At 69.6% G+C, this 24948-nt stretch carries 24 protein-coding genes and 1 riboswitch; of the genes, 12 read left to right on the top strand and 12 right to left on the bottom strand.

All coding sequences use genetic code 11. The features are described from left to right. Positions 1-79: 79 nt before the first annotated feature. The 4 genes from BR39_RS0107470 to BR39_RS0107455 form a co-directional block, all read right to left on the bottom strand. Positions 80-1384 carry a serine hydrolase gene (locus tag BR39_RS0107470; RefSeq protein ID WP_051695257.1) on the bottom strand — a complete coding sequence of 435 codons (1305 nt, stop codon included), beginning with the start codon at positions 1382-1384 and terminating at the stop codon, positions 80-82. Positions 1385-1452: 68 nt separating this feature from the next. Further along, on the bottom strand, positions 1453-2373 hold the full coding sequence (gene rarD / locus BR39_RS0107465; protein WP_029909294.1) for an EamA family transporter RarD: 921 nt from the start codon (positions 2371-2373) through the stop codon (positions 1453-1455). Between the two features lie 105 nt (positions 2374-2478). Next, the gene (locus tag BR39_RS0107460) at positions 2479-3507 is read right to left on the bottom strand and encodes an aspartate-semialdehyde dehydrogenase (RefSeq protein WP_029909292.1); all 1029 of its coding nucleotides are present in this window, start codon (positions 3505-3507) and stop codon (positions 2479-2481) included. A 157-nt stretch (positions 3508-3664) separates the two neighbouring features. Further along, the gene (locus BR39_RS0107455; protein ID WP_029909290.1) at positions 3665-4558 is read right to left on the bottom strand and encodes a LysR family transcriptional regulator; all 894 of its coding nucleotides are present in this window, start codon (positions 4556-4558) and stop codon (positions 3665-3667) included. Positions 4559-4663: 105 nt separating this feature from the next. Here BR39_RS0107455 and BR39_RS0107450 point away from each other — a divergent pair, with 105 nt between their 5' ends. The 3 genes from BR39_RS0107450 (at position 4664) to BR39_RS0107440 (ending at position 8082) form a co-directional block, all read left to right on the top strand. Then, positions 4664-5659 carry an aldo/keto reductase gene (locus BR39_RS0107450; RefSeq protein ID WP_029909288.1) on the top strand — a complete coding sequence of 332 codons (996 nt, stop codon included), beginning with the start codon at positions 4664-4666 and terminating at the stop codon, positions 5657-5659. A 100-nt stretch (positions 5660-5759) separates the two neighbouring features. Next, the gene (locus tag BR39_RS0107445) at positions 5760-6947 is read left to right on the top strand and encodes a cyclopropane-fatty-acyl-phospholipid synthase family protein (protein ID WP_029909286.1); all 1188 of its coding nucleotides are present in this window, start codon (positions 5760-5762) and stop codon (positions 6945-6947) included. 85 nt (positions 6948-7032) lie between these two features. Continuing rightward, positions 7033-8082: an alpha/beta hydrolase-fold protein gene (locus BR39_RS0107440; RefSeq protein WP_029909284.1), complete on the top strand. Its 1050-nt coding sequence runs from the start codon at positions 7033-7035 to the stop codon at positions 8080-8082. 7 nt (positions 8083-8089) lie between these two features. On the opposite strand, the gene BR39_RS0107435 is transcribed toward BR39_RS0107440, so the two are convergent. Further along, a complete protein-coding gene (locus tag BR39_RS0107435) occupies positions 8090-8551 on the bottom strand; it encodes an SAM-dependent methyltransferase (protein ID WP_029909282.1) in 462 nt (153 codons plus the stop codon). Positions 8552-8674: 123 nt separating this feature from the next. Here BR39_RS0107435 and BR39_RS0107430 point away from each other — a divergent pair, with 123 nt between their 5' ends. Then, positions 8675-10087, top strand: coding sequence for an APC family permease (locus BR39_RS0107430; RefSeq protein WP_029909281.1), 1413 nt, complete (start codon positions 8675-8677; stop codon positions 10085-10087). A 52-nt stretch (positions 10088-10139) separates the two neighbouring features. Here the strand turns inward: BR39_RS0107430 and glmS are convergent, their stop codons facing one another. Beyond that, complete coding sequence (glmS, locus tag BR39_RS0107425) at positions 10140-11960, bottom strand: glutamine--fructose-6-phosphate transaminase (isomerizing) (RefSeq protein ID WP_029909279.1); 1821 nt, start codon at positions 11958-11960, stop codon at positions 10140-10142. 162 nt (positions 11961-12122) lie between these two features. Here glmS and glmM point away from each other — a divergent pair, with 162 nt between their 5' ends. Next, the gene (gene glmM, locus BR39_RS0107420) at positions 12123-13469 is read left to right on the top strand and encodes a phosphoglucosamine mutase (RefSeq protein WP_029909277.1); all 1347 of its coding nucleotides are present in this window, start codon (positions 12123-12125) and stop codon (positions 13467-13469) included. 211 nt (positions 13470-13680) lie between these two features. Here glmM and BR39_RS0107415 read toward each other — a convergent pair whose 3' ends face one another. From BR39_RS0107415 to BR39_RS0107405, 3 genes are all read right to left on the bottom strand, one after another. Next, entirely contained in the window at positions 13681-14370 is a 690-nt protein-coding gene (locus tag BR39_RS0107415; protein WP_029909269.1) for an alternative oxidase, read from the bottom strand. A 202-nt stretch (positions 14371-14572) separates the two neighbouring features. After that, positions 14573-14875, bottom strand: coding sequence for a transcriptional regulator (locus tag BR39_RS0107410; protein ID WP_029909268.1), 303 nt, complete (start codon positions 14873-14875; stop codon positions 14573-14575). A gap of 2 nt (positions 14876-14877) precedes the next feature. Then, positions 14878-15432: a hypothetical protein gene (locus tag BR39_RS0107405; protein WP_029909267.1), complete on the bottom strand. Its 555-nt coding sequence runs from the start codon at positions 15430-15432 to the stop codon at positions 14878-14880. 189 nt (positions 15433-15621) lie between these two features. On the opposite strand from BR39_RS0107405, the gene BR39_RS0107400 reads away from it, so the two are divergent. Continuing rightward, on the top strand, positions 15622-18033 hold the full coding sequence (locus BR39_RS0107400) for a membrane-bound PQQ-dependent dehydrogenase, glucose/quinate/shikimate family (protein ID WP_051695255.1): 2412 nt from the start codon (positions 15622-15624) through the stop codon (positions 18031-18033). A 34-nt stretch (positions 18034-18067) separates the two neighbouring features. Continuing rightward, positions 18068-18146, top strand: a riboswitch (Fluoride riboswitch). A 26-nt stretch (positions 18147-18172) separates the two neighbouring features. Beyond that, on the top strand, positions 18173-19522 hold the full coding sequence (locus tag BR39_RS0107395; RefSeq protein ID WP_197026653.1) for a voltage-gated chloride channel family protein: 1350 nt from the start codon (positions 18173-18175) through the stop codon (positions 19520-19522). On the opposite strand, the gene BR39_RS0107390 is transcribed toward BR39_RS0107395, so the two are convergent. Together BR39_RS0107390 and BR39_RS0107385 are read right to left on the bottom strand one after the other, a co-directional pair. After that, positions 19519-19929, bottom strand: a complete 411-nt coding sequence (locus BR39_RS0107390) for a hypothetical protein (RefSeq protein ID WP_029909264.1) — start codon at positions 19927-19929, stop codon at positions 19519-19521. The two genes, BR39_RS0107395 and BR39_RS0107390, sit on opposite strands and share 4 nt — an antisense overlap. Then, a complete protein-coding gene (locus BR39_RS0107385) occupies positions 19929-20672 on the bottom strand; it encodes a DUF6065 family protein (RefSeq protein WP_029909262.1) in 744 nt (247 codons plus the stop codon). The genes BR39_RS0107390 and BR39_RS0107385 overlap by 1 nt, the downstream gene beginning before the upstream one ends. Before the next feature lie 70 nt (positions 20673-20742). On the opposite strand from BR39_RS0107385, the gene BR39_RS0107380 reads away from it, so the two are divergent. Then, positions 20743-21249 carry a prolyl-tRNA synthetase associated domain-containing protein gene (locus BR39_RS0107380; protein ID WP_029909260.1) on the top strand — a complete coding sequence of 169 codons (507 nt, stop codon included), beginning with the start codon at positions 20743-20745 and terminating at the stop codon, positions 21247-21249. A 3-nt stretch (positions 21250-21252) separates the two neighbouring features. Here BR39_RS0107380 and BR39_RS0107375 read toward each other — a convergent pair whose 3' ends face one another. Then, a complete protein-coding gene (locus BR39_RS0107375) occupies positions 21253-21645 on the bottom strand; it encodes a hypothetical protein (RefSeq protein ID WP_029909258.1) in 393 nt (130 codons plus the stop codon). A gap of 170 nt (positions 21646-21815) precedes the next feature. Between BR39_RS0107375 and BR39_RS0107370 the strand changes: the two genes are divergently transcribed. The 4 genes from BR39_RS0107370 (at position 21816) to BR39_RS0107355 (ending at position 24917) form a co-directional block, all read left to right on the top strand. Beyond that, positions 21816-22730 (top strand): co-chaperone YbbN, encoded by a 915-nt coding sequence (locus BR39_RS0107370; RefSeq protein WP_029909257.1) that lies wholly within the window; start codon positions 21816-21818, stop codon positions 22728-22730. Positions 22731-22740: 10 nt separating this feature from the next. Next, the gene (locus tag BR39_RS0107365; protein WP_029909255.1) at positions 22741-23403 is read left to right on the top strand and encodes an LON peptidase substrate-binding domain-containing protein; all 663 of its coding nucleotides are present in this window, start codon (positions 22741-22743) and stop codon (positions 23401-23403) included. 203 nt (positions 23404-23606) lie between these two features. Then, positions 23607-23807, top strand: a complete 201-nt coding sequence (locus tag BR39_RS0107360; protein ID WP_029909253.1) for a Trm112 family protein — start codon at positions 23607-23609, stop codon at positions 23805-23807. A gap of 3 nt (positions 23808-23810) precedes the next feature. Then, entirely contained in the window at positions 23811-24917 is a 1107-nt protein-coding gene (locus tag BR39_RS0107355) for an acyltransferase family protein (RefSeq protein WP_029909251.1), read from the top strand. Positions 24918-24948: the final 31 nt, after the last annotated feature.

The following is a 24948-nucleotide window of genomic DNA, read 5'->3' as shown; positions in this document are numbered from 1 at the left end:
GGGGGATGATGCGGGCCGGCCATGGCCGCGAGCATGGCCCAGGCGCGCGCCCGGCGCCATGCCCCGTCCGACGGCGTCGTCAGGCCCGCGCCAGCCGGCCGGCCAGGGCCTCTTCCTGGCGGGTCAGCTTCGAGCGGCCCTTGTTGCGCGCCAGCGGCGCGGCCTGGCCGGTCAGCAGATAGGCCATCCCCCGGCCCTTCGTCGGATGGACCCACAGGCCCGAGGTCAGGCCGTAGGCGTCGCCGGCGTGGCCGATCCAGCCCTCGCAGCCGTCGAAAGGATCGTCGCTTCCCGCCGTCCCGGTCAGGGTCTGGACGCCGAGGCCGTAGGCGCGGATCAGGCCGCCATAGCCTTCGCCGTTCGGGCGGGCCGGATCGAAGCGCCAGGTCGGCGTGGTCATGGCGGCGAAGGTCTCGGGCCTGAGGATCGGGGCGCCCCGCCGGGCCAGCAGCCGTCCGATCGCCGCCAGGTCGACGACCGAGGCCCGCAGGCCGCCCTGCGGTCCGAAGACGAAGCCGTTCTCGCCGGGCTGGTAGCTGTCCAGCGCGCGCCCGGCCGCCTCGGGCGCCACGCGGACGGCGAGCTCGGGGGCGGGCGGGAGGGTCTGGTCGAGCTGGGCGACCCAGGGGCCGGCCGCATCCCAGGGACCGTCGTCGGACGGGGCCTTGCGGTAGAGCACCGCGCGCCGGTCGCGGACCGCCTGGGCGACGCCGCTCCAGTTGAAGCCGGCCTGGACGCCCAGCGGCTCCAGCACCCGCGCGGTCATGAAACGGTCGAAGCGCTGGCCCGACAGCCGCTCTATCAGCTGGGCGACCACGGCGAAGTTGACGTCGGCATAGGCGAACCAGTCGCCCGGGGCCTCGCCGGCCGGCCCGAACCAGGCCCCGTCGCCCCACTGGGCGCCGCCGGGCGTCAGGGCCGCGCTCAGCGGGCGGCCGAAGGCGACGGGATAGCTGGGGCCGTTGCGCAGGCCGCTGGTGTGCGACATCAGCCGGCGCGGGGTGATCGTCGCCTTGGGGAAGCGCGGATGGCGCAGGGACCAGCCGAGGATGTCGGAAACGTCGTCGTCCAGCCCGACCTTGCCGGCCTCGACCAGGGTCATGAAGCCCAGGGCCGTGACCAGCTTGGAGATCGAGGCGATGCGGGCCGGGGAGTCCGCCGTCATCGAGCGACCGGTCGCGACGTCGGCCAGGCCGCGCGCCACGGTCGTCGCGCCGGGCCTGGACGCGTCCCTGAACGCCGCGCCCGCCAGGCCCGGAACGGCGGCGCCCGGATCGCCGGCCCCGGCCAGCAGGTCGTCCAGCGGGTCGCGCGCCGCGCCGGTCAGGGCGCCGGTGAGGACCAGGCCGCCGCCGGCGGCGAGCAGGGAACGTCGGGTGGGCATGCGGCGGACTCTCCTGGAGCCCGGCAGCCTAGCCGACTTCCCGGCCCCGTCATCCCCGGCCCGCCGATTCAGGCCGCCACCGCTCGCGTCCGCTTCCACGCCCCGTAGGCGAACACCGCCACGCCCGCCCAGATGAAGCCGAACGACAGGGCCCGCAGCGGGGTGAAGGCCTCGCCCAGCGCCACGCCGATCAGGAACTGGAGGGTCGGGGCGATGAACTGCAGGAAGCCCATGGCGCTGAGCGGCATGCGGCGGGCCGACCAGGCGAACAGGGCCAGGGGCACGACGGTGGCCGGACCGGCCAGGGCCAGCAGGGTGGTTACGCCCGCGCCCGTGGCGAAGTGGCCGGCGCCCGTCGCCTGCAGGTGCAGGACGTAGATCAGACCCGGGATCGCCAGGTAGGCGCACTCGATGAACAGGCCGGTCTGGGCGTCGGCCTTCACCTGCTTGCGCAGGATGCCGTAGACGCAGAAGCTCAGGGCCACGCCCAGCGAGATGATCGGCAGGTGGCCCAGGGCCGCCGTCTGGATCGCCACCCCGATCACCGCCAGGCCGATGGCGATCGCCCCCTCGCGGCTGATCCGCTCGCGGAACAGCACGGCGCCGGCCGCCATGTTCATCAGCGGGTTGATGTAATAGCCCAGGCTGGCCTCGATCACGTGGCCGGCGGTGACCGCGAACACGTAGATCGACCAGTTGATGAAGATCGCCGCCGTGCTCAGGGCCAGGATCCCCAGGGTGCGGGGCTGGCGCAGCACGGCCGCCACCTGGCCGCCCTGGCGGGCCAGCAGCACGGCGAGGAAGGCCCAGGGCGCGGCCCACAGGGTGCGGTGCGCGACCATCTCCCACGGGCCCACGCCCAGGTTCGACAGCAGGTGGAAATAGAGCGGAAGGAAGCCCCACAGGAGGTAGCAGCCCACCCCGGCGATCAACGCCGTCCGGGCCTCGTCCTGGTTCGTGGCTGGGCTCTTGGTCAGGTCCGCCGACATCGCTTCGTGTCCCCTCGAATCGTAGATCGCAAATGAAAAGGGCTCCCGGGACCTGATGTCCCGGGAGCCCCTGAAATCGTCCACCCGCTTGTTGCGGACGGCGGCTTAGGCCGGGAGTTTCTGCTTGATCAGGCCCTTTTCGTGCAGCAGCTGGGCGATCTGCACGGCGTTCAGGGCCGCCCCCTTGCGGAGGTTGTCGGCCACGCACCAGAGCGCGATGCCGTTCTCGACCGTCGGGTCGGTGCGGATGCGCGAGACATAGACCGGGAACTCGCCGGCCGCTTCCTTGGGCGTCATGTAGCCGCCGTCCTCGCGCTTATCGACCACCTGGACGCCGTCGGCGTCGCGCAGGATCTCGCGGACGTCGTCCTCGTCCAGCGGGGTCTCGAACTCGATGTTCACCGACTCGGCGTGGCCCACCATGACCGGCACGCGCACGGCGGTGGCGGTCAGCTTGATCGACGGATCCAGGATCTTCTTGGTCTCCATCATCATCTTCCACTCTTCCTTGGTGAAGCCGTCTTCCATGAAGACGTCGATGTGGGGGATGACGTTGAAGGCGATCTGCTTGGTGAACTTCTTGGGCGGCGGCGCGCCGAGGACGTAGACGCCCTTGGTCTGCTCCCACAGCTCGTCCATGCCTTCCTTGCCCGCGCCCGAGACCGACTGGTAGGTCGAGACGACCACCCGCTTGATCTTGGCTTCGGCGTGCAGGGGAGCCAGCACCACCACCAACTGCGCGGTCGAGCAGTTGGGGTTGGCGATGATGTTCTTGGGCAGGCTGTTGACGGCGTCCGGGTTCACTTCCGGCACCACCAGCGGCACGTCCGGATCCATCCGGAAGTGGCTGGAATTGTCGATGACGATGGCGCCGGCCGCGCCGATCTTCTCGCCCCAGGCCTTCGAGATCGCCCCGCCCGCGCTCATCAGCACGATGTCGACGGTCGAGAAGTCGAAGGTCTCCAGGTCCTCGCAGCGGATGATCTGGCTGCCGAACGAGACTTCCACGCCGATGGATTTGCGGCTCGCGATCGCATGCATCTTGTCCACGGGGAATTTCACTTCCTCGAGGATGTTGAACATCTCACGGCCCACATTGCCCGTGGCGCCGACCACGGCGACCCGGTAACCCATCGCAGCCTCCAATTTCAAACTTGATCCCGCCGTCGGCGGCGGGAGCGGACCCGTTACGCCCGGGAAGGCGCATAAGCAAGGACAGGCTTTCTAATGCGACGCTTAGCGCGGCACGTTCGGGGAAGATTTCACCCGGCGTGGACGGGTTCTGCACGCCCTATTTCCGCTCGGCCTTCACGAAGTCCACGAACGCCCGCAGCGGCGCGGGCATGTGGCGGCGGCTGGGATAGTAGAGATAGGGCCCGCTGAACGGCGGCAGCCAGTCGTCGAGCACGGTCTCCAGCCGTCCGGCGGCGATGGCGTGGGCGACGAAGCCCTCGAAGGTGGCCAGCAGGCCCACGCCCGCCTCGCAGGCGGCCAGTTCCAGCTCGCCGCTGTTGGTGACCAGCGGGCCCTCGGGCTGGACGCGGATGACCTCGCCGTCCTTCTCGAACTCCCAGGCGTAGCTGGCTCCGCTGGGGAAGCGGTGGCGGATGCAGGGGTGGTTGAGCACCTCGCGCGGATGGCTCGGCCGGCCGCGCGCGGCGAAATAGGCCGGCGAGCCGACCACGACGAACCGCTGCGGCCCGGCCAGGGGCACGGCGATCATGTCCTTCTCCAGCCGCTCGTCGTAGCGGACGCCGGCGTCGTAGCCGGCCGCCAGCACGTCGACGAAGGCGTCCTCGGCGGTGATCTCCAGCCGCACCCCGGGATGGGCCGCCAGGAAGCGCGGGATCAGGTCGGGGAAGACGATCCGCGACACCGCGCCCGGCACGTTCAGCTTCAGCACGCCGGTCGGGCTGTCGCGGAAGGCGTTGACCTCGTCCAGGGCCAGGGAGACGTCGGCCAGGGCGGGGGTCAGCCGGGCCAGCAGCCGCTCGCCCGCCTCGGTGGGGGTGACGCTGCGGGTGGTGCGGTTCAGGAGGCGCACGCCCAGGTCCGCCTCCAGCCGCCGCAGGGCCTCCGACAGCGACGAGGCCGAGACCCCGCGCTGGGCGGCCGCGCCCCGGAAGCCGCGGGCCCGGGCCACGGCGGTGAAGGCGTCGAGATCGGCGAGGTCGGGCTTGGCCATTGTACGATTTTCCGAACGGCTCGTGCGGTGATGAACGGATTATCGCACGCGAGGCGGCGGCGCATAGTCCCCGCCATCGAACACGCCCCCTTCGGAGACTTCCCCATGCAAACGCGTCAACTCGGCAAGACCGGTCCCGTCGTCTCGACCCTGGGCCTGGGGGCCATGGGCATGTCGGGCATGTACGGCCCGTCCGACCGCGCCGAGAGCCTGGCCACCCTGGACGCCGCCCTGGAGGCCGGGATCACCCTGATCGACACCGGCGACTTCTACGGCATGGGCCACAACGAGATGCTGATCGGCGAGGCGCTGAAGGGCGGCAAGCGCGACAAGGCGATCCTCAGCGTCAAGTTCGGCGCCCAGCGCGACCCCGGGGCCGGCTGGATCGGTTTCGACGGCCGCCCGGCGGCGGTGAAGACCTCGTTGGCCTATACGCTGCAGCGCCTGGGCGTCGACCACATCGACATCTACCGCCCCGCGCGCCTGGACCCGAACGTGCCGATCGAGGACACGGTCGGGGCCATCGCCGAGATGGTCCAGGCGGGCTTCGTGCGTCACATCGGCCTGTCGGAGGTGGGCGTCGAGACCATCCGCAAGGCCCACGCCGTCCACCCCATCGTCGACCTGCAGATCGAGTACGCCCTGATCACCCGAGGCGTGGAGGACAAGATCCTGCCGGTCCTGCGCGAGCTAGGCATCGGCATGACCGCCTACGGCGTGCTGTCGCGCGGCCTGATCAGCGGCCACTGGGACAAGGATCAGGGCAAGGCCCGGGGCGACTTCCGCGCCTATTCCCCGCGCTTCCAGGGCGACAATGTCGACAAGAACCTGGCCCTGGTGGAGGCCCTGCGCGCCATCGCGGCGGCCAAGGGCGTCAGCGTCGCCCAGATCGCCATCGCTTGGGTGGCGGCGCAAGGCGACGACATCGTGCCACTGGTCGGGGCCCGCACCCGCGCGCGTCTCGCCGAGTCGCTAGGCGCGCTGGATGTCGCCCTGTCGGCCGACGACCTGGCCGCCATCGAGCGGGCGGTGCCCCGCGACGCCGCGGCGGGCACGCGCTACGCCGAAGCCCAGATGGCGCACCTGGACAGCGAGCGCTGACCGGGTCGCCTCCGTGGTCCTCGGGGCTCGATTTTCAAGGGTGGGCGGATGAAAATTTCGGCCTGTTCTCGGCCGCGAAGCTGGGTTTAGCTTCGCGGCCATGATCGAAGCTCTGCTGAAAAAGATGGTCAAGGTCGGCGACCTGACCATCCACCTTCCGAACGGTTCGACCACCAAGGCCGGCGACGGCTCGGGCCCGCCCGTGACGATGCGGGTCAACGCCCGCGGCCTGCGCCGCCTGGTGGCCAATCCCAGCCTGGGCCTGGGCGAGGCCTACATGGAAGGCGACCTGAAGATCGAGCAGGGGACCCTGTGGGACCTCTTGGAGATCGTCGGCAGGAGCGGCGGGCGCACGCCCAAGCGCGGCACGCCGGTCACCCGGGCCCGCAAGGCGATCAAGCGCACCGTGCAGTCGGTCAACGACCGCATCGCCTCGCGCCGCAACGTCGCCCACCACTACGACGTGGGCAACGAGCTCTATAAGCGCTTCCTCGACACCGACATGCAGTACAGCTGCGCCTATTTCGCGCGGCCCGACATGACGCTGGAGGAGGCCCAGGCCGCCAAGAAGGCCCATATCGGCGCCAAGCTGAACATCACCCCCGGCATGAAGGTGCTGGACATCGGCTCGGGCTGGGGCGGCATGTCCCTGACCCTGGCGGCCGACCACGGGGCCCGGATGACCGGCGTCACCCTGTCGACCGAGCAGCTGGCCCTGGCCAAGGAGCGGGCCGAGAAGGCGGGGCTGTCGGACCAGGTCGAGTTCCGCCTGACCGACTATCGCGACCTCAATGAGACCTTCGACCGCATCGTCTCGGTGGGCATGCTGGAGCACGTCGGCGCGCCCAACTTCCAGACCTATTTCGAGACCGTGAAACGCCTGCTGGCCGACGACGGCAGCGCGGTGATCCACGCCATCGGCCGCATGTCCGGTCCCGGCGCGACCAACGCCTTCACGGCCAAGTACATCTTCCCCGGCGGCTACATCCCGGGCCTGTCGGAGATCGTCAAAGCCGTCGAGGCGGCGGGCCTGTGGATCACCGACATCGAGATCCTGCGCCTGCACTACGCCGAGACCTGCAAGCACTGGCGGATGCGCTTCCTGGCCGATCCGGACATCCCCGCCATGTTCGACGAGCGGTTCCGGCGGATGTGGGAATTCTACCTGTGCGGGGCCGAGCTGGGCTTCCGCTACGGCGGCCACATGGTCTTCCAGATCCAGGTGGCCAAGAAGGTCGGCGCCCTGCCGATCACCCGCGACTACATGTTCGAGGGCGAGCGGCGCTAGCGGCGCCGCAAATGCGCCTGATTGCGAGGCGCTGATGACCTTCAGTTGAGTGGCGTTCTCCCTGGGTGTGACACGGAGAGTCCCGATGATCCGGCTCGGCCTGCTGCTGGCGGCCTTCATGACCCTGCTGGCGGCACCGCCGGCCCTGGCCCAGAGCCAGGTGCGCGACTTCGTCGTCGCGTCCAAGGCCTTCGACGGCAACAAGATCGGCGTCAGTCCGCAGCGGCGGGTGCGGGTCTATCTGCCCGACGGCTACGACGCCTCGGGCCGGCGCTATCCGGTCGTCTACTACCTGCACAACCTGTTCGAGGACGAGCGCGCGGCCTTCGACCGGGACGGCTTCGCCGCCCTGCTCGACAAGGCGATCGCCGCCAGGGCGATCCCGCCGGTGATCGTGGTCGCCGCCGACTTCAGCACCTCGCTGGGCAGCTCGATCTACACCAGCTCGCCGGTGACCGGCCGCTGGGACGACTTCATGGTCCGTGACCTTGTTCCGTGGACGGACAAGCAGTTCAGGACCCTGGCGACCCGGGACTCGCGCGGCCTGGCCGGCGACCGCATGGGCGGCTACGGCGCGATCGCCTTCGGCATGCGCCACGCCGACGTGTTCGGTTCGGTTTACGCCCTCCACCCGGTGGGCACGGGCCTGGGCCTGCAGACCATGTCCTCGCGGCCCAACTGGGACCTGATCCAGAACGCCAAGTCGCTGGACGATCTGAAGGCCGACGGCTTCTCGCAGCTGTTCGTGGCGATCTACCAGGCCCACCTGCCCAATCCCGACAAGCCGCCGCTCTATGCCGACCTGCCGGCGCGCAAGGGTCCGGACGGGCGCATCGCGGTCGACATGGCCCTGACCGCCAAGCTTCAAAACAGCTTCCTGCTGGGCCAGAACCTGTCGCGCTACGCCGACAACCTGAAGACCCTGCGCGGCTTCAAGTTCGACTGGGGCCGCAACGACCCCAATCCCGACCACGTGGTTTCCAACCAGGCTTTCTCGCGGGCCCTGGTCGAGTTCGGCGTGCCGCACGAGGCCGAGGAGTATGTGGGCGGCTGGGGCGATCGCACCTGGGGCCCGACGGGGCGGGTCTATACCGACATGCTGCCGTTCTTCGCCCAAAACCTCGTGTACGAATGAAGCTGGCCTACCAGTAGTCCTTCATGATCTCCCGCGCCCAATCGGGCTCGCGGTGCTCGCCGCGCGGGGCGAAGCCGGCCATCACCGGCTTGAGGTCCAGGACCGGCGTGCCGTCGATGGCGTCCAGGCCCCGCACCTCCAGCGACAGGCCGTCCACCGAAACGATGTCGCAGACCGTCACCCCGATGCGGTTGGGCCGGTTCTTGCCGCGCTGGGCGAAGATGCCGACCTTGGGCCAGGCGGTGTTGCCGCGCGGATGGCGGGCGCCGGTGACGATCTGGTCGTCGGTCACGCGGTCGAACACATAGACCACCTCGACGTGACTGAAGGCGTCCAGCCCGGCCAGGGCCTCGGCGTCGAAGCGGGCCGGGTCCAGGTCGATGCGCGCCCGGCTCTGGCCCCAGTCGTCGTCCTCGGGAACGTCGCGACCGCCGCGGACCACGCCGATCGGCGTCATGGTGATGGACATGGCTTCCTCCGCCTTCGGCCCAGCTTCGGCGGCGAATCCCGCGAAGGCAAGTTGATGTCGCGGGCCCGGCGAGGCTAGTTTGCCGCCGTTTTCCAGACCCCCCCAAAGACTTCGAGGGACTCCATGGGCCAGTTTCGCGCGGCCGACCTTCTTCGCCGCAAGCCCGTGGGCCGGGTCATCGCCGAAGGCGGCGAGCATCTGCCCGAGGAGAGCCTGGACCGCTCGATCGGCCTGTTCCAGCTGACCATGCTCGGCGTCGGGGCCACCATCGGCACCGGCATCTTCGTGGCCCTGACCACGGCCGTGCCGGCCGCCGGTCCCGCCGTGATCGTCTCGTTCGTGATCGCCGGGATCACCGCGGCCCTGACGGCCCTGTGCTACGCCGAACTGGCCTCGACCATCCCCGTGTCGGGTTCGTCCTACAGCTACGCCTACGCCACCCTGGGCGAGTTCACCGCCTTTCTCGTCGGGGCGTGCCTGCTGCTGGAGTACGCCGTCTCGGCCTCGGCCATCGCCGTGGGCTGGGGGCAGTACCTGAACGAGATGTTCTCCGACCTGATCGGCTGGCGCATGCCCGACGCCATCGCCAAGGCCCCGGGCGCGGGCGGGGTGTTCAACCTGCCGGCCGTGGTCCTGGTCGGCGCCTGCCTGGTCCTGCTGCTGCGCGGCGTGAAGGAGTCGGTGACCGTCAACGCGATCCTGGTGGTGCTGAAGCTGCTGGTGCTGCTGTTCTTCGTGGTCATCGCCTTCAGCGGCTTCCACGCCGGCAACCTGACGCCGTTCGCCCCGATGGGCGTGGCCGGGATCGGGGCGGCGGCCTCGTCGATCTTCTTCTCCTATATCGGCATCGACGCGGTCTCGACCGCCGGCGACGAGGTCAAGGACCCGCGCCGCACCCTGCCGCTGGGCATCATCCTGTCGCTGCTGATCGTCACCGGCGTCTACATCCTGGTGGCCCTGGCCGCCGTCGGGGCCCAGCCTTGGACCGCGTTCGCGGGGCAGGAAGCCGGGCTGGCGGTGATCCTGCGCAACCTGACCGGCCAGGCCTGGACCTCGCTGATCCTCTGCGTGGGGGCCATCGTCTCGATCTTCTCGATCACCCTGGTGGTCATGTACGGCCAGACCCGCATCCTCTACGCCATGAGCCGCGACGGCCTGCTGCCATCCGTGTTCCAGCGGGTGAACCGCAAGACCCAGAGCCCCGACCTCAACACCTGGATCGTCGCGGCCTTCATCGCCCTGCTGGCCGCGTTCGTGCCGCTGGACACCCTGGTGAACCTGACCAGCATGGGCACCCTGATCGCCTTCGCCATCGTCTCGCTGGGGGTGATCATCCTGCGCCGCACCCAGCCGAACCTGCCGCGCGGCTATCGCGTGCCGTTCTATCCGCTCGTGCCGGTCGCCAGCGTCGCCTTCTGCGCCTACCTGATCGTCGGCCTGCCGCTGGACACCTGGCTGCTGTTCGCCGCCTGGGCCGCGGCGGCGTGCGTCGTCTATTTCGGCTATTCGGTGCGCAAGTCGAAGCTGGCGGGATAATTCCAAAATCCGATCATCCCCGCTTTCGCGAGGATAGTCGGATGTGGGCGGCTCACTCCACCGTCACCGACTTCGCCAGGTTCCGCGGCTGATCCACATCCGCCCCCTTCACCACGGCCACGTGGTAGGCCAGAAGCTGGATCGGGGCCGACATCACCAGGGTCGAGACCAGCGGGTCGCTGGCCGGGGCGGTGACGACGACGCGGGCGCCGGCCGGGGCGTGCTTGGCGCCCTCGGGGTCGGTGATGAACACCACCTGGCCGCCGCGCGCCATGACCTCGCTCATGTTCGAGGCCGACTTCTCGAAATAGCTGTCGAAGGGGGCCAGGATGATGATCGGGGTCTTGTCGTCGACCAGGGCGATCGGGCCGTGCTTCAGCTCGCCGGCGGCGTAGCCCTCGGCGTGGATGTAGCTGATCTCCTTCAGCTTCAGCGCGCCTTCCAGGGCCAGGGCCGACATCGGACCGCGGCCCAGGAACAGCACGTCGCGGGCCTTGGCGATGTCGACGGCGATCTCCTTGAGGGCATCCTCCAGGCCGATGGCCTCGGCGATCAGGCGCGGGGCCTCCAGCATCAGCCGGACCATCCGCTGCTCCTCGGCCGCGTCGATCGTCCCGCGCGCCGTGGCGGCGGCGACGGCCAGGGCGATCATCACGCTGACCTGGGCGGTGAAGGCCTTGGTCGAGGCCACGCCGATCTCGGGGCCGCAGTGGATCGGCCAGACCACGTCGACCTCGCGGGCCATGGTCGATTCCTGGGCGTTGACCACCACGGCGCTCTTCATGCCCTTGGCCTTGCAGTAGCGCAGGGCCGCCAGGGTGTCGGCGGTCTCGCCCGACTGCGACATGGCGATGACCAGCGAGCCCGGGCGCAGGGCCGGCTGGCGGTAGCGGAATTCCGAGGCGATCTCGACGTCGACCGGCAGGTCGGCCAGCTGCTCGATCAGGTACTTGCCGATCACCCCGGCGATGTAGGACGTGCCGCAGGCGACGATCTGGATGCGCTCCAGCGCCTTGAAATCGATGTCGCCGGGCATGGCCGCGCGGGCCGTCAGGGCGTCGACATAGGCCGAGATCGTGCGCTGGCAGCCCTCCGGCTGGTCATGGATCTCCTTTTCCATGAAGTGCCGATAGTTGCCCTTCTCCATCATCACGGCCGAGGCGGGGACGACCTTCACGGGGCGGGTCGCCGGCGCGCCCGAGGCGTCGAAGATGCGGGCGCTGTCGTGGTCGATGGCCACGTAGTCGCCTTCCTCCAGATAGATCACCCGGTTGGTGAAGGGGCCCACGGCCAGGGCGTCCGAGCCCAGGAACATCTCGCCCTGGCCCTCGCCCACCACCAGCGGGCTGCCGCGACGCGCGCCCAGGATCAGGTCGTCGGCGCCCTCGATCAGCACGGCCAGGGCGTAGGCGCCGGTCAGGCGGTCCAGCGTGGCCTTGAAGGCGTCCAGCGGGGCCAGGCCCGTGGCCAGCTCGGCGTCGATCAGCTGGGCGATGACCTCGGTGTCGGTGTCGCTCTCGAACGTGCGGCCGGTGGCGGCCAGCTCGGCCTTCAGCTCGGCGAAGTTCTCGATGATGCCGTTGTGCACCAGGGTGACGCGGCCGGCGGTGTGGGGGTGGGCGTTCTTGACATTGGGCGCGCCGTGGGTGGCCCAGCGGACGTGGCCGATGCCGTTCTGGGCGACCAGCGGCTGCTCGGCCAGCACCGCTTCCAGGTTCTTGATCTTGCCCTGGGCCCGGCGGCGCTCGACCTTCCCCTTCACGACCGCCGCGACGCCGGCTGAGTCATAGCCGCGGTACTCGAGCCGCTTGAGGCTGTCGACCAGGCGTTCCGTGACGGGGGCTTTGCCGACGATGCCGATGATGCCGCACATGGGCCATGATCCTTTGTAGAACGCAGCGGTGAGGACTATTGCTACCGTCGCGGGATATTTCGAGCGCCGCCTTTAGCATTCGCTTATCGGCGGCCCTCATAAATCTGCATTTCGGATCGTTTCGCGGCCCGATCGAGACCGGATCAAGACAAAGTCGAGAACATGAGCAAGCGCGCGTATTTCGGGACCGACGGCATCCGCGGTCAGGCCAACAAGCACCCGATGACCGCCGAGGTCGCCCTGCGCGTCGGCCTGGCGGCGGGCAAGCTGTTCCGATCCCAGGACGACCGCCGCCACCTGGTGGTGATCGGCAAGGACACCCGCCTGTCGGGCTACATGATCGAGCCCGCCCTGGTGGCCGGCTTCGCCAGCGTCGGCATGGACGTGCGGCTGTTCGGCCCGCTGCCCACCCCGGCCGTCGCCATGATGACCCGCTCGATGCGCGCCGACCTGGGCGTGATGATCAGCGCCTCGCACAACGACTTCGCCGACAACGGCATCAAGCTGTTCGGTCCGGACGGCTACAAGCTGTCGGACGAGCAGGAGCTGAAGATCGAGGCCCTGATGGACGAGGGCCTGCAGGAAGGCCTGGCCTCGCCGCGCGACCTGGGCCGGGTCAAGCGCGTCGACGACGCCCAGGCCCGCTACATCGAGATCGTCAAGGCGACCTTCCCGCGTCACCTGAGCCTGGCGGGCCTGCGCATCGTCATCGATTGCGCCCACGGCGCGGCCTACAAGGTCGCGCCCGAGGCCCTCTACGAACTCGGCGCCGAGGTGTTCCCGGTCGGCGTCGCGCCCAACGGCACGAACATCAACGCCGAGTGCGGTTCGACCCATCCCGAGACCATGGCCCGGCTGGTGCGCGAGTACCGCGCCGACATCGGCATCGCCCTGGACGGCGACGCCGACCGGCTGGTGATCTGCGACGAGAAGGGCGTGGTGGTCGACGGCGACCAGATCATGGCGATCATCGCCCTGGCCCTGGCCAAGGCCGACAAGCTGAAGGCCGGCGGGGTGGTGGCCACCGTCATGTCCAACCTCGGCCTCGAGCGCCTGATGGCCGACAACGGGCTGAAGCTGGAGCGCACCAGCGTCGGCGACCGCTACGTGATGGCCCGCATGCGCGAGGGCGGCTTCAACATCGGCGGCGAGCAGTCGGGCCACGTGATCCTGTCGGACTTCTCGACCACGGGCGACGGCCTGATCGCGGCCCTGCAGGTGCTGGCGGTGCTGATCGAGAGCGGCAAGCCGATGAGCGCCCTGGGCCGCCAGTTCGAGCCGGTGCCGCAGCTGCTGGAGAACGTCCGCTTCGCCGGCGGCAAGCCGCTGGAACACAAGAGCGTCAAGGAGGCCATCGCCGACGGTGAGAGCCAGCTGAACGGCTCGGGCCGCATCGTGGTCCGCCCGTCCGGCACCGAGCCCCTGATCCGCATCATGGCCGAGGGCGACGACCCGGCCCTGGTCAGGAAGGTGGTCAAGTCGATCGTCTCGGCGGTGAAGGCGGTCTAGGGCGCTCGCCCAATCAACACTAAAACCGTTGTCATCCCGGAAGCCTCGCAGAGGCTGTCCGGGACCCAGGGGGCTGGGCTGAGGCTTTGCGGTTCACCTGGGTCCCGGACAAGCGCTGCGCGCTTTCCGGGATGACAACATTTGGAGACAGCGCAACGCCCCGAGGGGGACTCCTCGGGGCGCGCGCGGGGCCTGAGCTGGGAGGCTGGCGTCAGGCCGCCGCTTTCCAGTTCGGCTCCAGCACCACGTGCGGCGGGCAGGGGGCGATCTCGCCCTGCGGCAGGCCGCGGAGTTCGTTGGCGAAGCCGTGGTTGACGTCGCGGTGGTGGGCCTCGTCGGCGCGGACCACCTCGACCACGTCCCGCAGGGTGGAGCCGGCGGGCAGGTTCCAGTAGTCCAGCGCGATCTGCGGCGCCGGCACGTTGGCGCTGCGCCCCTCGTCGATCTCGGCCAGGTAGTGGGTGTAGCTGATCACCGCCTCTTCCTCGAAATAGCCGACCACGCGGTGGGCGGTCTTGGAGCTGACCAGGTAGAGGCCGAAGAAGAACAGGTAGAACACCCACTGGGCGGCCACGACGACGAAGCGTTCGAACAGGGTGGGCTTGGCGACCTCGATGAAGGTCATCAGGTGCATCCGCTCGTTCTCGGCCTCGTCCATCAGGGTCTTGATCCAACCCTTGTCGCCTTCCATGCGGCGCAGGCACTTCAGGTGGGTCAGCGTCGCGCCGACCATGCCGGGCACCGCCGCCACGGTTTCCAGGACCACGGCCCGGTGGCCGTAGCGCTTGGCGAAGAAGGTGTCGGCGCAGAAGCGCAGCAGCTTGACGAAGCCATGGGCGACGCGGTCCGAAACGCCGGCGGGCTTGTGGTGGACGGTCAGGTCGATGGCTGGGCTGGTCATGATGGTTCCCCGAAAGGGCCGGTCCGCTTCGGGCCGGTCATGACGCCTTGGTACGCCCGGCCGAGGACAGGCGAAATTCGGGGCCGCCCCCTAACGGACGCCCCCTAAGGGGGGCTACGTAACGCCGTTTGGCGCGCCCATTGCACGGGGCGGCGCGCAAAAAGACCCCCCACGCCTCGCTGCGCGGGGGGAGGAGAGGCCCCTAGTCGCCGTCCACGCCCTCGACCACGGCGCGCAGGTAGTCGACGTGACGGCGGAAAGCCTTGCGGCCGGTCTGGGTCAGGGCCGCGCGGGTGCGGGGCCGCTTGCCGACGAAGTCCTTGGTGATCTCGACATAGCCGGCCTTCTCCAGGGTGGTCAGGTGGCTGCCCAGATTGCCGTCGGTCGCCTGGGTGGCGGCCTTGAGGCGCGAGAACTCCACCGGCTCGGCGTCGCGCTCGGCGTGCAGCGCGGCCATGATCTTCAGCCGCAGGGGCTGGTGGATAAGCTCGTCCAACTCGGCCACGCTCACGCTCCCCGCATCCACAGGCCCGAGACGAACAGCGACCCGCCGCCGGCCGCGGCCATCCAGAAGGTCAGCCAGGGCTGGAAGAAGAAGAAGCCGACCAGGCTGGCCGCGAACAGCGCCGCGCCGATCCACAGGTAGCGGGGGGCGAAGGCGATGCCGATCCCGGCATAGACCAGGCCGGTGACCAGGCCCGGATAGGCGATGGCGGCGTCGGTCGACTCGGGGCGGAACAGGGCGAAGGTGCCGGCGAAGAAGACCAGGATCACCAGGACGCCGGCCGCGATCTTCCAGCCCTGGCCGGGCGCCGCCGTCCCCTTGCCGCGCCGGGCCAGCAGCATGGTCGAGCCCACGCCGATCACGTCCAGGACCAGCCACAGCACGCCCCAGCGCTCGGGCGCCAGCAGGCCCATGGCGGTGTAGCCGGCCGCCCAGACGACGCCCCACACCATCAGGATCGGGGCCGCGTGATGATAGCCCTTCATCAGCCGGCTGCGGCCGGCAGCGGTCTCGATGTCGGTCAGGGCCGACGCCGCCTCGGATTTGGAAATGCCCATCGCACCCTCCGTTGAACTTCGCGCCCAGAGCGCTCTGTGATGCAGAGTTATCATGTCCAAATGCTCTGTCAAGCAGAGTCCTCTATGATCTATTCGCGATGCGCCGCGATCGGTCTCGCGACGGGGGAACCGAAGCCTCGCTGAACATGTTCGGTCCAGTACACGACAGTTCGGTTTCGGAGCATGGCGATGGCGTCCCTGGCATCTTCTCGAAAGGGCGCGGGCGCCTGGGTCGCCGTGGTCCTGGGCGTCGTCCTGGCCCTGATCGGCCTGGTCCTGGCGATCGGCGGCGCCTGGCTGGCCGTGCTGGGCGGTTCTCCCTACTACGTGCTGGCCGGCCTGGGCCTGCTGGTGTCGGGCGTCCTGTTGATCCAGAGGCGCGCCCTGGGGGCCTGGATCTATGTCGGCGTGTTCGTCGCCACGGTGCTGTGGGCGCTGTGGGAGGTGGGGCTGAACGGCTGGGCCCTGGTCCCGCGCGTGATCGCCCCGACCGTGCTGCTGGTCCTGGTGCTGGCCGTCCTGCCGACCGTCGATCCGGGGCCGGAGGGCCGCAAGAAATCGCTGATCGGCTTCGCGGGCCTGGCGGTCTTCCTGATCGTGGGCGGCGTGGTGGTGGCCGGCGCCAACAAGGCCAAGGTCGACGGGCCGCTGCCCGCCATCGCGGCCATGACCGACAACGATCCCTCCCTGATGCGGGTGGGCGCCGACTGGCCGGCCTATGGCGGCACCTACGCCGGCCAGCGCTATTCGCCCCTGAACCAGCTGAACCCGGACAACGTCCGCAACCTGGCCCGGGTCTGGATGATCCGCACCGGCGACATGCCCAGCGCGGCGGCGCAAGGGAAGTACGGCGCCGAGAACACCCCGCTGAAGGTGGGGAACATGCTCTATGTCTGCACGCCCAAGAACATCATGATCGCCATCGACCCGGCCACCGGCCAGACCCGCTGGCGCTACGACCCCAAGGTGCCGGACGAGGCCATCCCTTACACCGCCGCCTGCCGGGGCGTGTCGTACTACGCCGTGCCCGGCGCCGATCCGGCCAAGGCCTGCTCCACCCGGATCATCGAGGGCACGCTGGACGCCCGGCTGATCGCGGTGGACGCCCGGACCGGCGTCCCGTGCGCCGATTTCGGGACCAACGGCCAGGTCTCGACAAATGTCGGCATGGGCCCCTCGGCGGCCGGCATGCTGTCGATCACCTCGGCCCCGACCATCGTGCGCGGCGTGGTCGTCACCGGCCACCAGGTGCTGGACGGCCAGCGGCGCGACGCCCCGTCGGGCGTGATCCAGGGCTATGACGCGGTCACCGGCGCCCTGCGCTGGGCCTGGGACATGACCCGTCCCGACATCACGACCCTGCCGCCCGAGGGCCAGACCTACACCAAGGGCACGCCCAACATGTGGACCACGGCCACGGGCGACGAGGCCCTGGGCCTGGTCTACCTGCCGCTGGGCGTCAGCGCCGCCGACTACTGGAGCTCCAGTCGCTCGGCGCTGGAGAAGCAGTATTCGACCTCGCTGGTCGCCCTGGACGTGACTACCGGCAAGCCGCGCTGGAGCTTCCAGACCGTGCACAACGACGTCTGGGACTACGACCTGGGCTCGCAGGGGACTCTGGTCGACTTCCCCAGCGCCGGCGGCCCGGTCCCGGCCGTGGTGCTGCCCAGCAAGCGCGGCGACATCTTCGTGCTGGACCGCCGCACCGGCCGTCCGCTGACGGGCGTGGAGGAACGCGCCGTGCCGCAGGGCGGGCTCGAACCCGAGCAGCGTTCGGCCACCCAACCGTTCTCGCTGTACCACAGCCTGCGCAAGGCCGACCTGACCGAGAAGCAGATGTGGGGCATGTCGCCGATCGACCAGATGATCTGCCGCATCCAGTTCAAGCGGGCCAAGTACGACGGCTTCTTCACCCCGCCGGTCGCCGACCGCCGCTATGTCGAGTATCCCGGCTACAACGGCGGGTCGGACTGGGGCGGCGTGGCCGTCGATTCCAGCCGCGGCGTGATCGTCGCCAACTACAACGACATGCCCAACTACAACCGCCTGGTGCCGCGCGCCGTGGCCGACGCCAAGGGCTGGACCCCGCGCGGCGACGCCCGCGGCGGCTCGATGAAGAAGGGCGCGGAAGGCGCGGGCGATCCGCAGGTGGGCACGCCCTATGCCATCGACGTCAACGCCGGCTGGCGCCTGCCCCTGACCGGCCTGCTGTGCAAGGAGCCCCCATACGGCGGCATCCGCGCCATCGACCTGCGCACCGGCAAGACCCTGTGGGACCGCCCGTTCGGCTCGGCGCGCACCAACGGTCCGTTCGGCGTCCCCTCGCACCTGCCGCTGGACATCGGCACGCCCAACAACGGCGGGGCGGTGGTCACGGCCGGCGGGCTGGTGTTCGTGGCCGCCGCCACCGACAACCTGATCCGCGCCATCGACCTGAAGACCGGCAAGACCGTCTGGCAGGACAAGCTGCCGGCCGGCGGCCAGGCCACGCCCATGACCTACGACGTCGGCGGCAAGCAGTACGTGGTCATCATGACCGGCGGCCACCACTTCATGGAGACCCCGATCGGCGACCAGGTCATCGCCTATGCGCTGAAATAGCGGATTTGACAGGCCTCACCGTGGTCGCCTAGAAGCCGGCCACGGTGATGGATTTCCGCCGGGCGTCATGCCGAACCGCTCCTCAGGAAGGAGCCGATGATTCCTACCCGACCGCGGTACGCCGCGAGAAAGAGGAATCGTGTCTGAACTGCCTGCTTCTCCCCGTTTCGACCGCGCCGCCCTGAAGGCCTTCGCCGGCCTGCGCTGGCGTCATCTCAAGGCCGTGCTGGCCTGGGCCGCGATCCTCGCGCCGATGGCGGCGGCGGTCGGTTCGCTGTGCGCCCTGTTCCTGTGGAGCCTGGACCTGGCGACCCGGACGCGCCTGGTCCACCCCTGTCTACTGTTCGGCCTGCCGCTGGCGGGGCTTTTGGTGGGCCTGGCCTATCGCTGGAAGGGCGGGGCGGCCGAGGGCGGCAACAACCTGATCGTCGAGCAGATCCACCAGCCCGGCGGCGGCGTGCCGTTGCGCATGGCGCCGTTCGTCCTGGTCGCCACCGTGGTCACCCACCTGTTCGGCGGTTCGGCGGGACGCGAGGGCACGGCGGTCCAGATCGGCGGAAGCCTGGCCGGCGCCTTCGGGCGGCTGTTCCGGCTCGATGCGGCGGGCGTCCGCGTCCTGCTGATGGCCGGGATCGCGGCCGGCTTCGGCGCGGTGTTCGGCACGCCGGTGGCGGGAGCGGTCTTCGCGCTGGAAGTCCTGACCCTGGGCCAGGTCCGCTACGAGGCGCTGATCCCCTGCCTGTTCGCCGCCCTGGTCGGCGACTGGGCCTGCCGGGCCTGGGGCGTCCATCACGCGCCCTACGCCGTCCGCACGGTCGTCGCCGAGCTGGACCCGCTGCTGCTGGCCAAGGTCGCGGCGGCCGGCGTCGCCTTCGGCCTGACGGGTCTGCTGTTCGCCGAGGCCCAGCACCGGCTGGGCGCGCTGTTCAAGCGCCTGATCCCGTATGCCCCGCTGCGGCCGGTGGTCGGGGGCCTGATGGTCATCGCCCTGGTCTACGCCCTGGGCACGCGCGCCTATCTGGGCCTGGGCGTCTTCTCCAACAACCCGGCCGACCCGACCATCGCCGGCTTCTTCGAGGCGGGTCGGATCGACCACTGGAGCTGGCTGCTGAAGATCGTCTTCACGGTCGTGACCTTGAGCTCGGGTTTCAAGGGCGGGGAGGTGACGCCGCTGTTCTTCATCGGCGCGGCCCTGGGCAACGCGCTGTCGTGGGCGCTGGGCGCGCCGACCGACCTGTTCGCCGCCCTGGGCTTCGTGGCGGTGTTCGCCGGCGCGGCCAACACGCCCCTGGCCTGCACGATCATGGGGGTGGAGCTGTTCGGCGGCGGCCAGACCGCCTATCTCGCCGTGGCCTGCTTCACCGCCTACCTGTGCAGCGGCCATTCAGGCATCTACCTGGCCCAGCGGCTGGGCGTGGCCAAGGTGCGGGGCGGGGAGGTTCCGGCCGGCCGGCCGCTCCGCGAGGTCCGGGAACGGCGGTCGACCTAGGCGAAGACTTCCTCGATCTCGGCGGCCGGCCGATACGGCCGACCGAAGATCGACCAGTTCATCTTGCACCAATGGGGCAGGGTGCAGCTCAGGTAGAGGGCCGAGGGGATCAGGATGATGAAGACGCCCAGCATCGGATAATGGGCGCGCCAATCGTAGTGCGTCAGGTACCGTCCCAGGATCGACGTCCCGGCCATGCCGGCGACCAGCACGACGGGCCATCGGCTCAACCGGGTCAAGGCCAGGGCGTGATACGCCAGCCAGACGACCGGCATGAGCACGGTGAAGCTCACGACGGCTACGGCTCCGCTGCTGACAAGGCGCGCGATCGGCGCCAGCCCGATGAGCGACCAGATCGCGACGATGATCCAGATCGACAGCGGCGTGCGGTGCTCGCGCGTCTTCATCACCCGACCTTCGGCGGCTTCAGCCGGCGCTTGTTGACGTGGGTCTGCGGGGCCGGGGCCTCGATCTCCTCGGGGAACTCGCCCTTGAAGTAGAAGCGCTGCCACGCCTCCTTCATCGCCTCGGGCTCGCGCTTGAAGATGCGGGCGTTGAACTCGCCGCGCTTGGCGGCCCAGGCGTCGTACTGGCCGCGCAGGTCGGGGTTGGAGTTCATCGACCGGATCACCGGCTGCACCTGCTCCAGCGGCTTGTCCTGGATCATCATGAAGAAGCAGAACGGCTCGCCCTTCTCGAAGCGGATCGTGCCCGGGCGGGTGAAGATCCAGTTCATCGTGAAGGGGAAGGGCAGCCAGTCGGTCTCGACCAGCCCCGCCAGCGGCTGGACGCCGTCCTTGACGTGGTTGGGCGGGCCCATGGTCCAGATCGACCAGCCCGGCGGCGTGCGGAACAGGTAGCCGGTGTGGAAGGTGATGGTCCCGCGCGAGAAGTGCGACTTCACGAAGTCGTCGAAGCCCGGATGCGGGTGATCGGCGCGGAAGGTGATGCAGTTCTGGTGCGCCCCGCCGTCCCAGGTGGCCGTGAAGCCGACCGGGCACAGGATCTCCCAGCCTGTGGTGTTGGCCATGGTCAGGGGCAGGCAGCGATAGGGATGGCGGTCGGCGAAATGGTCCATCCAGGCCCGCTGGGGCCGTCCCGGCACGATCTCGGGCGGACGGGCCTCGGTGGGGTAGCACTCCAGTTCCATGCCGGTCTCTTCTTCCTGGGCCTAGCTTGAGTCTGGTCTAGCGGGCTCGGGCTCGGCTAGGAAGTCCCGTATGAAGACCCGCGCAGACCTGTTCGCCTTCCTGGACGCCCACGGCGTCGCCCATTCCACGCTCGACCACCCGCCGGTGTTCCGCGTCGAGGAGGGGTTGGAGATCAAGGCGGCCCTGCCCGGCGGCCACACCAAGAACCTGTTCCTCAAGGACGCCAAGGGCCAGCTGTGGCTGATCTCGGCCCTGGGCGAGACGGCGATCGACCTCAAGCGCCTGCACACGGTGATCGGCTCGGCCCGGCTGTCGTTCGGCAGCCCGGAACTGATGGTCGAGACCCTGGGCGTGACGCCCGGCTCGGTCACCGCCTTCGGCCTGATCAACGATACCGGGCATCGCGTGCGCTTCGTGCTGGACGCCGCCTTGGCCCGGGCCGATCCGGTCAACTTCCATCCGATGGCCAACGACGCCACAACGGCCGTTTCGCAGGACGGCTTCCGCCGGTTCCTGGCGGCCTTGGGGATCGAGCCGATGATCGTCGATTTCGCGGCGATGGCGGTGGTCGCCTAGGATTCAGCGCGGCGCGGCCCTGCGGATGCTCAGGCAAGGCTGGTCCGACCCGTAGCCGTCGCAGGCCGCCTCCGACACCTCGAGGCGCACCCGGCCGAGTTTGACGCTCGAGCACTGGTCCAGGCGGGTCTTGAGCTCGGCCAGGGGGATGTAGTGGGTCTCCTGGCTGTAGGCGGCGTAGAGCCCGTGCGCGGCCGCATCCATGGGCTTGGCCCCCATCGCCGCGCGCATGACGATCGTGTCGTCGCTCGGGAGCGGCCAAAAGAACAGCGCCGAACGATCATGAGGCGACGCCGAGGCGAACCTATTCAGCGCCTTGCAGAAGTTCGGGCGGTTCAGCGGCGATGGGGTCGTCTCCTGGGCGAACGCCGCTCCGGCGGCCAGGGTGAGTCCCATTCCCAAGATCGCCGCCCGTCGTTTCATCTCAGCCCCGCGAGGTTCGGTGGGACCTCACCACTTAAGCTTGCGGCGCTCAAGGCCGTTTCACGTGGCGCCGATTGCACCGCGCCATGCGAAGGACCATCTTGGCGGCTCGAGCGTTCCCCTACCCAAGTTACGAGAGACCTATGGCCTTGATCGGCGACACCCCTCCTCCCATCCAGGCCGGCGGCGCGCCAAAGAGCGCGCACATCAAGGACGGCACGGACGCCAGCTTCATGGCGGACGTGATCGAGGCGTCGAAGACCCAGCCGGTGATCGTCGACTTCTGGGCCACGTGGTGCGGCCCGTGCCGCCAGCTGACCCCGGCCCTGGAAAAGGCGGTCAACGCCGCCGGCGGGGCGGTCAAGCTGGTCAAGATCGACGTCGACAAGAACCCCGGCTATTCGGGCCAGCTGCGCGTGCAGTCGATCCCGACCGTCTACGCCTTCGTCAACGGTCAGCCGGTGGACGGCTTCCAGGGCGCCCTGCCCGAGAGCCAGGTCAAGTCGTTCGTCGACCGCCTGGCCGGCCCGCCCGCCGAGAGCGACGTCGACGCCCTGCTGGCCATGGCCAAGGAGTCGGTCGAGCTGGGCGACGTCGGCGGCGCGGCCCAGGCCTTCGCCCAGGTGCTGCAGATGGGCCCGGCCAACGTCAAGGCCATCGGCGGCCTGGCCAAATGCTACCTGACCGGCGGCGACCTGGAAGGCGCGGCGGAAGTCGCGGCCACCGCCCCGGCCGGCGCCAAGGACCCGGACCTGGAAAGCGTCCGCGCCGCCCTGGCGCTGGCGGAAGACGCCCCGTCCGAGACCGCGCCGTTCGAAAAGCGCCTGGCCGCCGACGCCGACGACCACGAGGCCCGCTTCGAGCTGGCCAAGGCCCTGGCCGGCGCCGGCCATCTTCAGGCCGCTTCGGACCATCTTCTGACCATCATCGAACGCGACCGTGCCTGGAACGACGAGGCGGCCCGCAAGCAGCTGCTGACCGTGTTCGAGGCCGCCGGCTACGCGTCCGAGGTGGCCAAGGCCGGCCGCAAGCGCCTCTCCTCCATCCTCTTCAGTTAGGGAGCGTACCATGCCGGGATCCTATCGAAGGGCGGACGACCTGCCGCTGGTGATCCCGGTGTTCCCGCTGGACGGCGCCCTGCTGTTGCCCGGCGGCCAGCTGCCGCTGAACATCTTCGAGCCGCGCTACCTCAACATGTTCGACGACGCCATGTCGGGCGAGCGGATCATCGGCATGGTCCAGACCCGTCCTGGCGGCGACGTCGAGCGGCCCAACCTGGCCCCGGTGGGCTGCGCGGGGCGGGTGACCAGCTTCGCCGAGACCAGCGACGGCCGCTATCTGGTCACCCTGACGGGCGTCTGCCGGTTCCGGGTGGGCGACGAGCTGCCGGCCCGCTCGCCCTATCGCCAGGTGCGCGCCGACTTCGCGGCCTTCGAGGCCGACCTGCGCGAAGGCTCGCCCCAGGCGGCGAGCGCCGGCGACCCCTCGCCCCTGCTGGAGGCCCTGCGCCGCTATCTGGACCATCGCGGCCTGGCCATCGACTGGTCCAGCGCCGAGGCCGCCCCGTCGGACGCCCTGATCAACAGCCTGGCCATGGCCCTACCGTTCGAGCCGGTCGAGAAGCAGGCCCTGCTGGAGGCCCCGACCCTGGCCGAGCGCCGCGAGACCCTGGTGGCCCTGCTGGAGATCGACGCCGCGGGCGACGACGAAGACCCGACGATGATCCAGTAGCTTCACAGCCGTCATCCTCGGACTTGTTCCGAGGACCCCTCGCGCCGCCGCGCTGTCGGTCCGAGCAAAAGTCGCTGCCTCACCGCTTACGGATCCTCGTTCTTCTCGGCTGAAACAGGGGTCCTCGGAACAAGTCCGAGGATGACGGTTGATAGGGTCGGTGAAGGTTCTCAACCGCCTCGAAACCGCTTAGAACTCCCCCCATGACCGCCCAACCGCCTCCGCCGCCCGCCGATCTCGACCCGCGCCTGCTGGAGGTGCTGGTCTGTCCTGTCACCCGCGCGCCGCTGTTCTACGACCGCGCCCGGGGCGAGCTGATCAGCAACGCCGCCAAGCTGGCCTATCCGATCCGCGACGGCGTGCCGATCATGCTGCCCGAGGAAGCCCGCAGCCTGGACGACTAGCCGGTGGAAGGGCGTCCGCCTCGTCTGGCTTCCCTGGATGTGCTCCGTGGGCTGACGATCGTGGGCATGATCGTCGTCAATTCGGCGTCCTACCTGCACTATGTCAGCGGCTACGCCCAGTTCGCCGCCCTGGAGCACGCCGCCTGGCGCGGCTTCACCGTCGCCGACGCGGTGTTCCCGGCCTTCGTGTTCATGACCGGGGTGTCTATCCCCCTGGCCCTGGCCGGCCGAGGAAACGGCCTGGACGGCGCCACTTTGCGCCGTCTGCTGGTCCGCTCCGGACGGCTGTTCCTGCTGGGCCTGATCCTGTCCAACCTCTACTGGATGGCCACGCCCGAGAGCGTGCTGTTCCGGCCGATGGGCGTGCTGCAGCGCCTGGCCCTGGCCTTCCTGGCCGCCGGCGTCCTCTACAAGACCGTGGGGCCGCGCGCCCGGCTGGCCTTGGCCGCCGCGATCCTGCTGCTCTACTGGCCCCTGACCCTGGCGCCGTTCCCGGACGGCGCGACCGACCTGCTCAAGCCCGGCGCCAACTTCGTCGGCTGGTTCGACCGGCTGGTGCTGGGCGCCCACGTCTACGTGCCCGGCCCGCTAGGCTACGACCCCGAGGGGCTGCTCTCGACCCTGCCGGCCATCGCCCAGGCCCTGTTCGGCGTCGCGGCCGGGGAGTGGCTGCTGGCGCCCAAATCGAGCAAGGAGCGTGGGTCGTCGGGCCTGCTGGTCGCGGGCGTCGCCGCGATCGCCGCCGGCCTCGTCTGGGGCGTGGTGTTCCCGATCTCCAAGGAGCTGTGGACCTCTAGCTTCGTGCTGCTGTCGACGGGGATCGCCCTGGTCCTGCTGGCCGGCCTGCATCAGGTCGTCGACGTGAAGGCCCTGCGGCCGCCGGGGACGACCTTCCTGACCGACTTCGGGATCAACGCCGTCTTCGCCTACAGCCTGCACATGCTGGCCTCGATCATGCTGACCGCCCACATGCTGAAGATCCCGTACCGCTGGGCGACGCCGGTCGTCGGCGACCGGACGGCGGCCCTGATCCCGGTGGCGATCTTCGTCGGCCTGATCTGGATGGTGCTGGCCTACATGCGGCGCAGGGGCTGGATCGTGAAGGTCTAGCGCGTCGTCTTTCCCTCCCCCTTGTGGGGAG

The organism is Caulobacter sp. UNC358MFTsu5.1, from assembly GCF_000712075.1.
GTDB lineage: Bacteria > Pseudomonadota > Alphaproteobacteria > Caulobacterales > Caulobacteraceae > Caulobacter.
The sequence above is the reverse complement of the archived record's forward strand: the minus strand, read 5'-3'. Positions and strand labels throughout refer to the sequence as shown.

Excerpts from the sequence above, each read along its gene's own strand:
- BR39_RS0107375 (WP_029909258.1), bottom strand. The coding sequence starts at position 21,645 with ATGGGACTCACCCTGGCCGCCGGAGCGGCGTTCGCCCAGGAGACGACC.
- BR39_RS0107390 (WP_029909264.1), bottom strand. The coding sequence starts at position 19,929 with ATGAAGACGCGCGAGCACCGCACGCCGCTGTCGATCTGGATCATCGTC.
- BR39_RS0107370 (WP_029909257.1), top strand. The coding sequence starts at position 21,816 with ATGGCCTTGATCGGCGACACCCCTCCTCCCATCCAGGCCGGCGGCGCG.
- glmM (WP_029909277.1), top strand. The coding sequence starts at position 12,123 with ATGAGCAAGCGCGCGTATTTCGGGACCGACGGCATCCGCGGTCAGGCC.
- BR39_RS0107380 (WP_029909260.1), top strand. The coding sequence starts at position 20,743 with ATGAAGACCCGCGCAGACCTGTTCGCCTTCCTGGACGCCCACGGCGTC.
- rarD (WP_029909294.1), bottom strand. The coding sequence starts at position 2,373 with ATGTCGGCGGACCTGACCAAGAGCCCAGCCACGAACCAGGACGAGGCC.
- BR39_RS0107415 (WP_029909269.1), bottom strand. The coding sequence starts at position 14,370 with ATGACCAGCCCAGCCATCGACCTGACCGTCCACCACAAGCCCGCCGGC.
- BR39_RS0107445 (WP_029909286.1), top strand. The coding sequence starts at position 5,760 with ATGATCGAAGCTCTGCTGAAAAAGATGGTCAAGGTCGGCGACCTGACC.
- BR39_RS0107430 (WP_029909281.1), top strand. The coding sequence starts at position 8,675 with ATGGGCCAGTTTCGCGCGGCCGACCTTCTTCGCCGCAAGCCCGTGGGC.
- glmS (WP_029909279.1), bottom strand. The coding sequence starts at position 11,960 with ATGTGCGGCATCATCGGCATCGTCGGCAAAGCCCCCGTCACGGAACGC.
- BR39_RS0107385 (WP_029909262.1), bottom strand. The coding sequence starts at position 20,672 with ATGGAACTGGAGTGCTACCCCACCGAGGCCCGTCCGCCCGAGATCGTG.
- BR39_RS0107470 (WP_051695257.1), bottom strand. The coding sequence starts at position 1,384 with ATGCCCACCCGACGTTCCCTGCTCGCCGCCGGCGGCGGCCTGGTCCTC.
- BR39_RS0107460 (WP_029909292.1), bottom strand. The coding sequence starts at position 3,507 with ATGGGTTACCGGGTCGCCGTGGTCGGCGCCACGGGCAATGTGGGCCGT.
- BR39_RS0107440 (WP_029909284.1), top strand. The coding sequence starts at position 7,033 with ATGATCCGGCTCGGCCTGCTGCTGGCGGCCTTCATGACCCTGCTGGCG.
- BR39_RS0107360 (WP_029909253.1), top strand. The coding sequence starts at position 23,607 with ATGACCGCCCAACCGCCTCCGCCGCCCGCCGATCTCGACCCGCGCCTG.
- BR39_RS0107365 (WP_029909255.1), top strand. The coding sequence starts at position 22,741 with ATGCCGGGATCCTATCGAAGGGCGGACGACCTGCCGCTGGTGATCCCG.
- BR39_RS0107455 (WP_029909290.1), bottom strand. The coding sequence starts at position 4,558 with ATGGCCAAGCCCGACCTCGCCGATCTCGACGCCTTCACCGCCGTGGCC.
- BR39_RS0107435 (WP_029909282.1), bottom strand. The coding sequence starts at position 8,551 with ATGTCCATCACCATGACGCCGATCGGCGTGGTCCGCGGCGGTCGCGAC.
- BR39_RS0107450 (WP_029909288.1), top strand. The coding sequence starts at position 4,664 with ATGCAAACGCGTCAACTCGGCAAGACCGGTCCCGTCGTCTCGACCCTG.
- BR39_RS0107400 (WP_051695255.1), top strand. The coding sequence starts at position 15,622 with ATGGCGTCCCTGGCATCTTCTCGAAAGGGCGCGGGCGCCTGGGTCGCC.
- BR39_RS0107405 (WP_029909267.1), bottom strand. The coding sequence starts at position 15,432 with ATGGGCATTTCCAAATCCGAGGCGGCGTCGGCCCTGACCGACATCGAG.